Raw genomic sequence first — 13504 nt, 5'->3', positions numbered from 1 at the left:
GTCCGCCTCTCGAAGCGTGGTGAATAATTTGGAAACCTTGATTATTCCCTAATAGGGGGTGACGCGTAAGCACGTCCTTCGCGCGCGGCGATTGCCCATCATGAAGGCGTACCGCGCGCGCCCATTCTGCCGGACCGATTGATTGCCCGTCAGGAACCGCTAAGTCTCGCGCCACACAGCCAATCGGAGAATACGGCGCATGTGCGGAATTATCGGGATCGTCGGGGCAGAACCCGTCGCGGAACGGCTGGTCGATGGCCTGCGCCGGATGGAATACCGCGGCTATGACAGCGCCGGGATCTGCACGCTCGACCAGGGCGAACTGATCCGCCGGCGCGCCGAGGGCAAGCTCAACAATCTGGTGGTCGAACTGGCGGGCAATCCCGCCCCCGGCGACACCGGGATCGCGCATACGCGCTGGGCCACGCACGGCGCGCCGACTGCGCAGAATGCGCATCCGCATGCGACCGGGCAGGTGGCGCTGGTGCACAATGGGATCATCGAGAATTACAAGGAGCTGCGCGCCGAATTGCGCGCAGATGGCCGCACGCTCGAAAGCGATACCGATAGCGAAGTGGTCGCGCATCTGGTGTCGCGGCTGGTCGAAACGGGCAGCAGTCCGCAGGAAGCCGTCGCCACGGTGTTGCCGCGCCTGCGCGGGGCCTTTGCGCTGGCGATCGCCTTCCGCGACCATCCCGATCTGCTGATCGGCGCCCGCCGCGGCTCGCCGCTGGTCGTCGGCTATGGCGATGGCGAGACCTATATCGGGTCGGACGCGCTGGCGCTGGCCCCGCTGACGCAACAGATCAGCTATCTCGAAGAAGGCGACTGGGTGGTCGTGTCGCGCGATGGCGCCGCTATCTATGACGCGGAGAACCAGGCGGTCGAGCGCGAGGTGCGCAGTTCGGGTGCCTCGGCCGCGGCGGTCGAGAAGGGCAATTACCGCCACTTCATGCAGAAGGAGATTTTCGAGCAGCCGACCGTGGTCGCGCAGACGCTCGGCTCCTACCTGCGCCAGTCGGACAATTCGGTCGCATTGCCGCAGTTCGATTTCGACATTTCCAGCGTCAGGCGCATCACCATCGTTGCCTGCGGCACGTCCTTCTATGCCGGCATGGTGGCAAAATACTGGTTCGAACGCTTCGCCCGCGTGCCGGTCGATATCGATGTGGCATCGGAGTTTCGCTATCGCGAGCCGGTGCTGGAGGAAGGCGGACTGGCACTGTTCATTTCGCAGAGCGGCGAAACCGCCGATACGCTCGCTGCGCTGCGCCACTGCAAGCAAAACGGCCAGACGATCGGCGTGATCGTCAACGTGCCGACCAGTTCGATGGCGCGCGAGGCGGACCTGCTGCTACCGACGCATGCCGGGCCCGAGATCGGCGTCGCCTCGACCAAGGCCTTCAGCTGCCAGCTTGCCGTGCTCGCCGCGCTCGCCGCCCATATGGCAGTGAAGAAGGGGCTGATGAGCCGCGCCGAGGAGCAGGAAGTGGTCGCGCATCTGCTCGAAGCGCCTGCCGCGCTCAACGCCGCGCTCGACCATGATGACGATATCGCTAGCATGGCGCATCTGATCGCCCCGGCGCGCGACGTTCTTTATATGGGCCGGGGACCTGATTATCCGCTCGCGCTCGAAGGGGCGCTGAAGCTGAAGGAGATCAGCTATATCCACGCCGAGGGCTATGCCAGCGGGGAAATGAAGCATGGCCCCATCGCGCTGATCGACGACGATGTTCCGGTGATCGTGCTCGCGCCTTCGGGTCCGCTGTTCGAAAAGACCGTGTCGAATATGGAAGAGGTACGTGCGCGTGGCGGACAGATCGTGCTGATCTCCGATGCCGAGGGTTTGGAAGCTGCGGGCGAGGGCTGTCTCGCGACGATCGAGATGCCGCGCGTCCATCCGCTGATCGCACCTTTGGTTTACGCGATACCGGTGCAATTGCTCGCTTATCACGTGGCTTGCGTCAAAGGCACCGATGTCGATCAGCCGAGAAATCTGGCGAAATCCGTTACTGTGGAGTAACTTAGGGCCGGTTTAACCGTTTTTTCCTGCCTCAACTGTTTGGTCCGTCTTTTACCAGAGGATAAGGTTTTGCGGTTAATCGTCCCCGGGTGAGCGAGCCGGTAAACCCCCAACAAACCAGTGCACCTGCGCTGTCGACTCGGCAGGTCATCGGGCTTGAAGCGCCCGAGGGCTCCGATTGGGGCGTGGTTCACGGGCAGCAATATGCCTTGCTGCAGGAACGGGTGAAGGTCCGTATCGGCCTGCATCTGACTAGCTTCGTGCTGGTTGCGGTGACGCTCTATGGTTCGCTTCCGACAGTAGTGCTGGGGTTGTGGGGGCTTGCGCTGCTTGTTGCGGTGGGCTTCGCCTCCCGCTCCGACCTCGGGCTGGGCGATGCCGACAATCGCTTTATCGAACTCGGAGAGATGAAATCCCATGCGATGGCCACGGGCACCAAGGGTGCGGTGTGGTCGGCGGGCATGCTTGCTTGCGCCTGGCTTGCGGATCCGGCATCGGTCGTGCTCGTCTGGGCCGTCGTTGCCATGCTGGTCGTGGCGAGCAGCGCGAGCCGCTTCGGCGCGCCGCTCAGCTCGATTACCTTTACGCTGGCCGCCGGAGCAGGCGGCCTCGCAGCCAGCCTGATCACCTCCCAGTACGCGCTCGCCGCGGTGGTCTTCCTGACGACGCTGCTGGCAATCTTCGGCGTTATCGAAAGCGCGCGAATCCGCGTGGCTGCACGGCTCGCCGAATCGGCGATGCAGGAGAAGAGCGAAGTCGTCTCGATGCTGCTGCGCGAATTCGAGGAAGGCCAGGCCGACTGGCTGTGGCAGATCGATCCGCGCCGGCGCCTGAAGTCGGTATCGCCGCGTTTCGCCTTTTCGCTGGGCAAGCAGCCCAGCGAGATCGAGGGGGAATCCTTCCTCCAGCTGATTTCGGGCGACGGCTGGAAAACCGGCCGCTTCCCGCCGAGCCTGCACGAGCTGGCCGATAAGCTGAAGCGAAAGAAGAATTTCTCCAACCTCGTGGTCAGGGTCTCGATCGACGGCCAGGACCGCTGGTGGGAGCTGTCGGGCACACCGATCGTCGACGAAATGGGAACCTATCAGGGGTTCCGCGGGGTCGGCTCCGATGTCACCGAGCAGCGCGAATCCTCGGAGAAGATCGAATATCTTGCGCGCTACGACACGCTGACCCAGCTGCCCAACCGCCGCATGCTCAACGAGGCGCTGGGCGAGGCGCTCAAATATGCCGCCGAATGGCGCTCGCGCTGTGCGTTTCTCATGATCGACCTCGACCGGTTCAAGGCAATCAACGATTCGCTTGGACACCTGGTCGGCGACCGGATGCTTGGCGAAGTCGCCGCGCGGCTGAAAAGCCTGGTCGTCGAAGGCGAGGTCGTGGGCCGCCTGGGCGGCGACGAATTCGCAGTGGTCATCCGCGACATTGCCAACCGCGAACGCATGGACACGCTGGCGCGTGACATCATCCAGCGGCTTTCCGAACCCTATCACATCGAAAACCAGGTGCTCTATGTCGGTGCCAGCGTCGGTTCGGCGCTGGGTCCGCGCGACGGGCGCACGGTCGAGGAATTGCTCCGCAACGCCGATCTCGCGCTGTACCGTGCGAAGGGTGAAGGCGGCGGCATGCACCGCGAATACGAACCCTCGCTCCACGCCAATGCCGAAGAGAAACGCCAGCTCGAACATTCGCTGCGCAATGCGCTCGAACGCGACGAGATGCTGCTGCACTACCAGCCGGTGGTGGACGCCACGACCGAAGAGATCGTCAGCTTCGAAGCGCTGATCCGCTGGGACAGCGCCGATCACGGCTTCGTCAGCCCGGGCAAGTTCATCCCGCTGGCCGAAGATACCCGCCTGATCGTGCCGATCGGCACCTGGGTGATGCAAGAGGCCTGCCGCGAGGCAGCCGAGAACTGGCCGACCAACATCAAGGTCAACGTCAACGTCTCGCCCGAACAGCTGCTCGAAACCGATTTCTCCGCCACGGTCGTGCGCGCGCTGTCGGACAGCGGGCTCGATCCCAAGCGGCTCGAGATCGAGGTGACCGAAAGCATCTTCCTGCGCGATGCCAGCGTGGCGCGTAACGCGCTCGAAGAATGCATGGCACTGGGATGCTCGGTCGCGCTCGACGATTTCGGGACCGGCTATTCCTCGCTCGGCTACCTGCGCAAGCTCAAGTTCTCGACCATCAAGGTCGATCGCACCTTCGTACAGGGTGCCGCGCAGCAGAGCCCCGAATCGATTGCCATCATTCGCGCTGTCGTTGCCATGGCCGACAGTCTCGGCATGACCACGACCGCCGAAGGCGTCGAGAACGAGGAAGAAGCGGAAATGATCCGCAGCATGGGCTGCACCAAGATCCAGGGCTTCCACTTCGGTCGCCCGATGCCGCGCGACGACGTTGCGGGCGTCTTTACCCGCCGGGCAGCGGAGCAGCGGCTCAAAAGCGCCTGATCAGGCTTCGGCCAGCGCTTTCAGGGCATTTTCGAACAGCGCCAGGCCATCGGTTCCGCCATGCGCCGGATCGACCGCGCGTTCGGGGTGCGGCATCATGCCGAGCACATTGCCCGCGGCATTGAGCACGCCCGCGATGTCGCGGCGCGAACCGTTGCAATTCTCGACATAGCGGAACGCCACGCGGCCTTCGCCCTCGATCCGGTCGAGTGTATCCTCGTCGGCAAAGTAATTGCCATCGTGATGCGCCACCGGGATATGGATCGTCTGGCCCTGGTCGTAGCCGCCGGTGAACAGCGACTGGTTGTTCTCGACCGTCAGCGGGACGGTCCGGCAGATGAAGTTCTGGCTGGCATTGCGCATCAGCGCACCGGGCAGGAGGCCGGCTTCGGTGAGCACCTGGAAGCCGTTGCACACGCCCAGCACGGGCACGCCGCGTTCGGCCTGTTGCTTGACCCCGCGCATCACCGGGCTGTTCGCCGCCATCGCGCCCGACCGCAGGTAGTCGCCATAGGAGAAGCCGCCGGGCAGGGCGATGAAATCGAGCCGCTCGGGCAGTTCGGCATCGGCATGCCAGACCCGCAGCGGGGCAGTGCCCGTAACCCGCTCGATCGCCACCGCCATGTCGCGGTCGCAATTGGAACCGGGGAAGGTGATGACGGCGGCGCGCAGGGCCATCAGCCGACCTTCTCGATGCGGTAGTTTTCGATCACCGTATTAGCGAGCAGCTTCTCGCACATATCGGTCAGCGCCGCGTCGCTCGTGCCATCGGCGACTTCGAGTTCGATCAGCCGGCCCACGCGAACATCGGCAACCCCGTCGAAACCAAGCCCTTCGAGGGCATGGTGGACGGCGCGGCCCTGCGGATCGAGGACGCCGGGCTTGAGCGAAACATGGACGCGGATATTCATCGACAGGCCTTTCGTGTTGGCGCGCCTATGGCGCAGCACCCGCGCGCATTCAAGCCCGCGCGCATGCGCAGCGGGGATGGCCATCAGAGTGACAAATGCGCGACGGATTGTAGCGCGATTGCAACATTTGCAATCAATCTGACGCGATCCGGCCCGTCGCACGCCCATTTTCCGCGCAACCTGCTAGGGGATGCGCACGGCGATCGTGCCGCTTCCCTCCAAATGCCGCCCCCCATGTGCGCGCTCAAGCAGGACTTCCCTACATGACCATTCGATCCACCGCTGCCCGTTTTCTCGGCGCCAGCACGCTCGCCTTCGCGGCGTTCGCTGCGCAACCCGCCCTCGCGCAGGATGTCGATGCCGAAACCTCCGGCACCGCAGAAGCCGGCGCGGGCCAGCTCAACACGATTATCGTCACCGCCAACCGGCGCGAGGAAAACCTGCAGGATGTCGCGGTTTCGGCTGCGACTCTCGATGCCAGCACCGTGCGCACGATCTTCGATGCCGGTGCCGAAATCACCGCGCTGGCCGCACGCGTGCCGGGTCTGTTCGTCGAAAGCTCGAACGGCCGCGCCGCACCGCGCTTCTATATCCGCGGGCTCGGCAATACCGATTTCGATCTCGCCGCCTCGCAGCCGGTCTCGGTGGTGATGGACGACGTCGTGATGGAAAACGTCACGCTCAAATCCTTCCCGATCTTCGACGTCGAGCGCATCGAAGTGCTGCGCGGGCCGCAGGGCACGCTGTTCGGCCGCAACACGCCCGCCGGCATCGTCAAGATCGACACGGTCAAGCCGGGTGACGAATTCGCAGTCGACGGTTCGGTCAGCTACGGCAGCTTCAACAGCATCTCGGCCGATGGCGGCGTGACGCTGCCGCTCGCACCCGGCGTGGTGTCGCTGCGGCTGTCGGGCCTGTGGCAGCAGCGCGACAACTGGGTCGACAACGGCTTCACCGGTGAAGAGGATGCCTATGGCGCCTACAGCGAAGTCGCCGGCCGCGCGCAGCTGCTCATCACTCCCGGCGATCGCCTGTCGATCCTCGGCAGCTACTCGATCCGCGACCTCGACGGCCAGTCGACGCTGTTCCGCGCCAATATCCTCGGCCCGGGCGACAACGAGCTGAACGACAATTACGACCGCGACACGGTGTTCTACGACGCCGGCGGGCGTAACGAAGCCGCCTACAAGGCCGAGATCGCGAGTGCCAAGGTCGATTACGAAGCCGATTTCGCGACCTTCACCAGCATCACCAGCTGGGCCAACAGCGAAGGCCGCAGCCGCGGCGATATCGACGGTGGATGGATCGTTCGCGATGAAAATGGCGATGTGATCGAGACCGGTCCCGGTTTCATCCCGTTTGAATCGGATACGCAGGATTCGATCGATCTCGAGCAGTTCACGCAGGAAGTCCGCATCGCCTCGAATTCGAACGGCCCGGTGCAATGGCAGGTCGGCGGCTTCTACTTCGACAGCGATTTCGACGTCACCACCATCGGCTTCCCGTTCCCGCCGCCGGTCACCGTCAACCACACCAATGAAAGCTGGGCGGTATTCGGCCAGGTGACGGGTGAAATCACCCCTGCGCTCAAGCTGACCGGCGGCCTGCGCTATACCGAGGACGAGAAGCAGTTCGCGGTGACGCAGACCTCCTTCATCTCGGGTCCGGATGCGCAGGAGCGCAGCGTCAAGGACGAGCGGATCAGCTGGGACCTCGCCGCATTCTACGATGTCGGCGCCGACGCCAGCGTCTATGCCCGCGTGGCGAGCGGTTTCCGCGCGCCGACCATCCAGGGCCGCGACGTCGCCTTCGGTTCGGCACCGTCGATTGCGACCTCGGAAAAGATCATGAGCTACGAAGCCGGGTTCAAGTCCGAATTCGCGGGACGCAGCGTGCGTCTGAACGGCGCAGTCTATTACTACACGATCGACGATCCGCAGTTCACTGCGGTGGGCGGCGCGGGCAACCTCGTGCAGCTGGTCAATGCCGAGGAAGGTCGCGGCTACGGGTTCGAACTCGACAGCGCCTTCCAGATCACGCCCGACTTCCTCGTCACTGCAGGCGTCAGCTGGAACAAGACCGAGATCCAGGACGACACGCTGGCTGTGGGCATCTGTGCGCAGTGCACCGTGACCGACCCGACCGTGGTCCTGTCGGGCAACACCCGCGCGCTGGTGGATGGCAACCCGTTCCCCAACGCGCCGGAATGGATCGCCGACGTGACCGCGCGCTACGGCCTGCCGGTGGGCAATGCGGGTGAGATCTTCGCCTTCACCGACTGGGCCTATCAGGGCAAGACCAACCTGTTCATCTACGAAAGCGCCGAGTTCAACACCAACAACCAGATCGAGGGCGGGCTGCGCGTCGGCTATGCCAAGCGTGACGGCACGTTCGAAGTCGCCGCCTTCGTGCGCAACATCCTCGATGCCGACAATGTGAAGGGCGGCATCGACTTCAACAACAACACCGCCTTCGTCAACGATCCGCGCGTGTTCGGTATCTCGGCCCGCGTCAGCTACTAAGCGCGCGGACGACCGACCAAGAAAAGGGCCGGGGGGAGCGATCCCTCCGGCCCTTTTTCTATGCCAACGCTGCGCCGGGCGGCTTGCGCCGGGTGCGGCCGACCGCGTTACTTCTTCGGCTTGCTCGGGGTCCGGAGCCGCCCGCGATGCGCGTTCATGTCGAGCACTTCGCCCGGGCCGCTGTCTTCGTTCTGGAGCAGGCCAAGGCGCCGCGCGACTTCCTGGTAGGCTTCGCTCTCGCCGCCGAGGTCGCGGCGGAAGCGGTCCTTGTCGAGCTTTTCGCCGGTGTTGATGTCCCACAGGCGGCAGCCGTCGGGGCTGATCTCGTCGGCCAGGATCACGCGGCTGAAATCGCCATCCCAGATGCGGCCGAATTCGAGCTTGAAGTCGATCAGGCGGATATCGATCGCGCTGAACATGCCCGAGAGGAAATCGTTGATGCGGATCGCCATGCTCGACATGTCCTGCAGCTCTTCATGGCTGCACCAGTTGAAGCAGGCGATTTCCTCTTCGGAGACCTTGGGGTCGCCCAGCGCATCGTCCTTGAGGCAATATTCGATCAGTGTGTGCGGCAGCAGCTCGCCTTCCTCGATCCCGAGGCGCTTGCTCAGCGTACCGGCAGCGACATTGCGCACCACCACTTCGAGCGGAATGATTTCCACCTGGCGCACCAGCTGTTCGCGCATGTTGAGGCGGCGGATGAAATGCGTGGGGATGCCGATGTGCGATAGCCGCGTGAACACATATTCGCTGATGCGATTGTTGATCACGCCCTTGCCGTTGATCGTGCCCTTTTTCTCGGCGTTGAACGCGGTCGCATCATCCTTGAAATACTGGATGATCGTGCCCGGTTCGGGACCTTCGTACAGGATCTTGGCCTTGCCTTCGTAGATCTGGCGCCGACGAGCCATGAATATGCATTCCTTCACGCTAGAAAAGCCTGCGCCCCGGCGACGGAATCGACTGGCGATTGCGACTGCCGGGGCGTGTAGCGAGCCATACAGAAGCCGATTGACGAAAGCAATTGCAGGCACGCGGCGCGGTGGTTAGCGCGCGCGGCATGGATACGGGTCGCACCACCAACACTCCGCTTGCCGCGCAGGTCGATGATCTGGCGGGGCTGGCGCGCGCGGCGCGGCTGCGCAGCCTGTCGCTTCCCGGCGGCGCCGATTTCTCCTCGAACGATTACCTTGCGCTGGCGGGCAGCGGGAGGCTCAAGAACGCCGTGATGGACGCGCTCGAGCGCGGCGTCCCCGTTGGTTCGGGCGGTTCGCGGCTGCTGCGCGGCAATCATCCCGAACACGAGGCGCTGGAGGCGGAGGCCGCGCGCTTCTTCGGCTGCGAAAGCGCGCTGTTCCTTGCCAATGGCTACGGCGCCAATAGCGTGCTGCTGTCGGCACTGCCCCAGCGCGGCGATGCGATCTTCTATGACGCCCTGGTCCATGCCAGCGCGCACGAGGGAATGCGTCTGTCGCGGGCGGAATGCATTGCGGTGCCGCACAATGACGTCGGCGCCTTTGCCGAAGCGCTTGCGCGCTGGCGGGCGCGCAATGCCACGGGCCAGGTCTGGATTGCGGTCGAAACGCTCTACAGCATGGACGGCGACCGCGCGCCGATTGCCGACCTGACCGATCTGGCCGATCGCCATGGCGCGGTGCTGCTGGCGGACGACGCGCATGCGACCGGCGTGTTCGGCGATAGCGGCCGGGGGCTGGCAGCAGATATCGACGGGCGCGATAATGCAATTGTGCTGCGCACCTGCGGCAAGGCCCTGGGCAGCGAAGGCGCGCTGCTGTGCGGACCGCGCGCGATGCGCGACCATGTCATCAATCGCGGGCGGGGCTTCATCTTCTCCACCGCACCATCGCCGCTGATGGCTGCCTGCGTGCGCGAGGCGCTGAGGATCTTGGAGGAGGAGCCGGAGCGGCGCGAAGCGCTGCACGATCTGATCGGCTATGCGGCCCGCAAACTCGCGCCCTTCGGCGTCAGCACCAGCGGATCGCAGATCATGCCGCTGGTGCTGGGTGACGAGGCGCGCACCATGCAGATTGCCGGGGCGCTGCGCAGCGCGGGCTTCGATATCCGCGGTATTCGCCCGCCCACCGTCCCTGCGGGCAGCAGCCGCCTGCGCATCTCGCTCACTCTCAATATCGGCCGGCCGCAGATCGATGCGCTGGCCGACACGCTTTCGGAGATTCTCGCATGAGTGCATTCACCGTCACCGGAACCGATACCGACGTCGGCAAGACCGTCTTCGCCGCCGCGCTCACCGGCGCGCTGGATGCGCATTACTGGAAGCCGGTGCAGGCCGGGCTGGATGAGGGCGGCGACCGGGCGCAGGTGGCGAAGCTTGCGGGATTGCCCGAAACCCGCGTGCTGCCCGAGGCCTATCGCCTGGCGACGCCCTGTTCGCCGCACCGCGCCGCCGAGATCGACGGGGTTGCCATCGATCCCGACCGGCTGGCACTCCCCGCGCAGCGCCCGCTGGTGGTCGAGGGGGCCGGCGGCGCGCTGGTGCCGCTTGGCGGGGACTTGCTCTACGCCGACATGTTCGCGCGCTGGGGATTGCCTGCGATCGTGGTCGCGCGCACCGCGCTGGGCACGATCAACCATTCGCTGCTGACGATCGAAGCGCTGCGCGCGCGCGGGGTGGCAATCCACGGCGTGGCCTTTGTCGGCGACGCGGTGGAGGATAGCGAGGCGACGATCTGCCGGCTCGGCGCGGTGAAGCGGCTGGGCCGCCTGCCGCTGCTCGGCACGCTCGACGCGGCGACGCTCGCCCGGGCCTTTACCGACAATTTTGACCCGGCGGATTTCACATGACCCACTCCCCCGTATGGCATCCCTTCACGCAGCACGGGCTGGGCGATCCGGTTCCGCTGGTCACGCATGCCGAAGGCGCGGTGTTGCACACCGAGGACGGCCGCCGCGTGGTGGACGCGATTTCGAGCTGGTGGGTGACCACGCATGGCCATTGCCACCCGCGGATCATGGCGGCGATCGCCGACCAGGCGCAGCGGCTCGACCAGATGATCTTCGCCGGCTGGACGCACCAACCGGCAGAGGATCTCGCGCGTGAACTGTGCCGGATCCTGCCCGACGAACTGACCCGCGTTTTCTTTTCAGACAGCGGTTCGACTGCAGTCGAAGTCGCGCTGAAGATGGCGCTCGGGTTCTGGACGCACCGCGGGGAGAACCGCAGCCGGATCGTGGTGATGGAGCATTCCTATCACGGCGATACGATCGGCGCGATGTCGGTGGGCGCGCGCGGGGTGTTCAACGCCGCCTATGCGCCGATGCTGTTCGATGTCGGGCGCGTGCCCTTTCCCGGCAATGATCCGCAGCCCACCCTCGACGCGCTCGAAGCCGAATGCGCGGGCGGGGCGGCGGCGTTCATCGTCGAACCGCTGGTGCTGGGGGCGGGCGGGATGCTGATGTATCCGCCCGCGGTGCTGGCGGAGATGCGCGCGATCTGCGCCTTCCACGGCACGCTGTTCATCGCCGACGAGGTCATGACCGCTTGGGGCCGCACGGGGACGCTGACCGCCTGCGAACAGGCCGATGTTGTGCCTGATATCATGTGCCTGTCAAAGGGGCTCACTGGCGGGGCGATGCCGCTGGCGGTGACGATGGCGTGCGAGCCGATCTGGGATGCGCATTATTCCACCGACCGCACACGCACTTTCTACCATTCGTCGAGCTATACCGCGAACCCGGTGGCCTGCGCGGCGGCCAATGCCAATCTCGCGATCTGGCGCGAGGAACCGGTGCCTGAGCGGATCGCGGCGCTGGCAGCGAAGCAGCAGGCGCATCTCGATACGCTCGCGGAGCACGCCATGGTGCGCAACGCGCGGCGCTGCGGGACGATTGCCGCGCTGGAACTGGGCGATCCGGGCGGCAGCTATCTGTCCGACCTCGGGCCGAAGCTGCTGCGCCGGTTCCGCGAAGCAGACCTGCTGCTGCGGCCGCTCGGCAACACCGTTTACGTCATGCCGCCCTATTGCATCGAGGATGCCGATCTCGCCCGGGTCTGGGCGGAAATCGCTGCCGCAGCAGACGATGTGGCCGCGTCCTAAGGCGGAGGCGGCGCGCCTGCTGTCGCGGCGGTATCGTCTTCGACCGCGGGCGCGTGGTCGCGTTTCAGCTTCTCGATCAGCCGGCCCAGCGTGGCGCGCTGGACGAGGACGCTGAACAGCACTGCGGCGAAGGTCGCGGCGAGGATCAGGTCGCGCGTCTCGCCGGCGGGCAGCGACAGCGCCAGCGCGATCGAAATGCCTCCGCGCAGCCCGCCCCACCACAGCACGCGGCCCGCGCCCTTGTCCTGCAGCCGTGCGGCGGGGATCGCCTTGGTCGAGACGACAATGCCGACCCCGCGCGCGGCCAGCGTCAGCGGGATTGCGGCCAGCGCCAGCACCAGTTCGTCGAAACCCGCGACCAGCACGATCATTTCCAGCCCGATCAGCAGGAACAGCACCGAATTGAGCAATTCGTCGACCAGCTCCCAGAACTTGACGAGGTAATCGCGCGTCACGTCGCTCATCGCATAGGTAACGCCGTGGTTGCCGATCAGCAGGCCGGCCACCGCCATCGCCAGCGGACCCGAAAGCGTCAGGTAGTTGCACAGCGCATAGCCGCCCATCACCACCGCCAGCGTGACCAGCACCTCGAGCGTGTATTCGTCCATCCCCGCCAGCGCGCGGTAGCCGACATAGCCCGCGACGAGCCCGATCAAGATGCCGCCGCCCGCCTCGATCGCGAACAGCCGTGCGCCCTCGGCGAAGGAGAAGTCGTTCCCGCTCACCGCCGCGCCGAGCAGGATGATGAACACGACGATGCCGACGCCGTCGTTGAACAGGCTTTCGCCAGCCACCGCGCTCTGCAGCGATTGCGGAACCTTCTCTTCCCGCAGCACGCCGAGCACCGAAACCGGGTCGGTCGGGGCGATCAGCGCGCCGAAGACGAAATACCAGATCGGCGCGATCCCCAGCGCCAGCAGCATGCCGACACCCCACATGGCGAGCCCGACGAGCACGGTCGAAATCATCACGCCGACGGTGGAGAGCAGCAGCACGGGCAGCCACGCGACCTTGAGGCGGTCGAGATCGACATGCAGCGCGCCGGCAAACAGCAGGAAGCTGAGCATGCCCTGCAGCAGCGTCTCGGTGAAATTCATCTGCTGCAGCGTGTCGGCGACCCAGTCGTCGAGCGTCACGCCGGGAATGAAGGCATCGGCCACCGTCAGGCCGATTGCCCCCAGCGCGCCCATCACGGTCAGCCCGATGACATGCGGCAGCTTGAGGAAATGATGGTTGAACCAGCCGAGCAGCGCCGAAGCGACGACAAGGATTGCGGCGATGTCGAAAGCGGAAAGCGCGGTGCTGGCGGTGTCATGCATCCCGGCTGACTAGCGCGGGCGGCGAAGCAGGGGAAGCCATCGCAGCGAAGTGGTGCCCAGGGGCGGATTCGAACCACCGACACGACGATTTTCAGTCGTCTGCTCTACCCCTGAGCTACCCGGGCACACTGCTTCGGCGGAGGGGCTTGAACAGCCCCGCGAGCAATGAGAGCGCGCCTATGGCGAAGCTGGCCCGC

Annotated in this window: 10 protein-coding genes and 1 tRNA gene; 6 read left to right on the top strand and 5 right to left on the bottom strand. The window is 65.2% G+C overall.

The window, feature by feature from the left end; all coding sequences use genetic code 11:
- Positions 1-199: 199 nt before the first annotated feature.
- Both glmS and J2S32_RS05400 read left to right on the top strand, forming a co-directional pair.
- Positions 200-2023, top strand: a complete 1824-nt coding sequence (gene glmS / locus J2S32_RS05405) for a glutamine--fructose-6-phosphate transaminase (isomerizing) (RefSeq protein ID WP_253517564.1) — start codon at positions 200-202, stop codon at positions 2021-2023.
- Between the two features lie 89 nt (positions 2024-2112).
- Positions 2113-4479, top strand: a complete 2367-nt coding sequence (locus J2S32_RS05400; protein WP_253517561.1) for a putative bifunctional diguanylate cyclase/phosphodiesterase — start codon at positions 2113-2115, stop codon at positions 4477-4479.
- Here the strand turns inward: J2S32_RS05400 and purQ are convergent, their stop codons facing one another.
- The gene (purQ, locus tag J2S32_RS05395; protein ID WP_253522954.1) at positions 4480-5151 is read right to left on the bottom strand and encodes a phosphoribosylformylglycinamidine synthase subunit PurQ; all 672 of its coding nucleotides are present in this window, start codon (positions 5149-5151) and stop codon (positions 4480-4482) included. It lies immediately after the preceding gene.
- Positions 5152-5156: 5 nt separating this feature from the next.
- Positions 5157-5390 (bottom strand): phosphoribosylformylglycinamidine synthase subunit PurS, encoded by a 234-nt coding sequence (gene purS / locus J2S32_RS05390; protein WP_253522952.1) that lies wholly within the window; start codon positions 5388-5390, stop codon positions 5157-5159.
- A gap of 263 nt (positions 5391-5653) precedes the next feature.
- Here purS and J2S32_RS05385 point away from each other — a divergent pair, with 263 nt between their 5' ends.
- Entirely contained in the window at positions 5654-7912 is a 2259-nt protein-coding gene (locus J2S32_RS05385) for a TonB-dependent receptor (RefSeq protein ID WP_253517558.1), read from the top strand.
- A 107-nt stretch (positions 7913-8019) separates the two neighbouring features.
- Here J2S32_RS05385 and purC read toward each other — a convergent pair whose 3' ends face one another.
- A complete protein-coding gene (purC, locus tag J2S32_RS05380) occupies positions 8020-8823 on the bottom strand; it encodes a phosphoribosylaminoimidazolesuccinocarboxamide synthase (RefSeq protein ID WP_253517555.1) in 804 nt (267 codons plus the stop codon).
- 149 nt (positions 8824-8972) lie between these two features.
- Here purC and J2S32_RS05375 point away from each other — a divergent pair, with 149 nt between their 5' ends.
- From J2S32_RS05375 to J2S32_RS05365, 3 genes are read left to right on the top strand one after another with little or no spacing between them, the layout of a single operon-like run.
- Positions 8973-10118: an 8-amino-7-oxononanoate synthase gene (locus J2S32_RS05375; RefSeq protein WP_253517550.1), complete on the top strand. Its 1146-nt coding sequence runs from the start codon at positions 8973-8975 to the stop codon at positions 10116-10118.
- Positions 10115-10735 carry a dethiobiotin synthase gene (gene bioD / locus J2S32_RS05370; protein ID WP_253517546.1) on the top strand — a complete coding sequence of 207 codons (621 nt, stop codon included), beginning with the start codon at positions 10115-10117 and terminating at the stop codon, positions 10733-10735. The genes J2S32_RS05375 and bioD overlap by 4 nt, the downstream gene beginning before the upstream one ends.
- Positions 10732-11988 (top strand): adenosylmethionine--8-amino-7-oxononanoate transaminase, encoded by a 1257-nt coding sequence (locus J2S32_RS05365; RefSeq protein WP_253517544.1) that lies wholly within the window; start codon positions 10732-10734, stop codon positions 11986-11988. The genes bioD and J2S32_RS05365 overlap by 4 nt, the downstream gene beginning before the upstream one ends.
- On the opposite strand, the gene J2S32_RS05360 is transcribed toward J2S32_RS05365, so the two are convergent.
- Both J2S32_RS05360 and J2S32_RS05355 read right to left on the bottom strand, forming a co-directional pair.
- On the bottom strand, positions 11985-13307 hold the full coding sequence (locus tag J2S32_RS05360; protein WP_253517541.1) for a cation:proton antiporter: 1323 nt from the start codon (positions 13305-13307) through the stop codon (positions 11985-11987). The two genes, J2S32_RS05365 and J2S32_RS05360, sit on opposite strands and share 4 nt — an antisense overlap.
- A gap of 50 nt (positions 13308-13357) precedes the next feature.
- Positions 13358-13432: transfer RNA gene (locus J2S32_RS05355), tRNA-Phe, on the bottom strand.
- Positions 13433-13504 lie beyond the last annotated feature (72 nt).

This window comes from Qipengyuania citrea, assembly GCF_024171405.1.
Taxonomy (GTDB): domain Bacteria; phylum Pseudomonadota; class Alphaproteobacteria; order Sphingomonadales; family Sphingomonadaceae; genus Qipengyuania; species Qipengyuania profunda.
The sequence above is the reverse complement of the archived record's forward strand: the minus strand, read 5'-3'. Positions and strand labels throughout refer to the sequence as shown.

Bases quoted from the DNA above. Each gene is read 5' to 3' on its own strand.
- purS (WP_253522952.1), bottom strand. From the start codon at position 5,390: ATGAATATCCGCGTCCATGTTTCGCTCAAGCCCGGCGTCCTCGATCCG.
- J2S32_RS05385 (WP_253517558.1), top strand. From the start codon at position 5,654: ATGACCATTCGATCCACCGCTGCCCGTTTTCTCGGCGCCAGCACGCTC.
- glmS (WP_253517564.1), top strand. From the start codon at position 200: ATGTGCGGAATTATCGGGATCGTCGGGGCAGAACCCGTCGCGGAACGG.
- purC (WP_253517555.1), bottom strand. From the start codon at position 8,823: ATGGCTCGTCGGCGCCAGATCTACGAAGGCAAGGCCAAGATCCTGTAC.
- J2S32_RS05365 (WP_253517544.1), top strand. From the start codon at position 10,732: ATGACCCACTCCCCCGTATGGCATCCCTTCACGCAGCACGGGCTGGGC.
- bioD (WP_253517546.1), top strand. From the start codon at position 10,115: ATGAGTGCATTCACCGTCACCGGAACCGATACCGACGTCGGCAAGACC.
- J2S32_RS05360 (WP_253517541.1), bottom strand. From the start codon at position 13,307: ATGCATGACACCGCCAGCACCGCGCTTTCCGCTTTCGACATCGCCGCA.
- J2S32_RS05375 (WP_253517550.1), top strand. From the start codon at position 8,973: ATGGATACGGGTCGCACCACCAACACTCCGCTTGCCGCGCAGGTCGAT.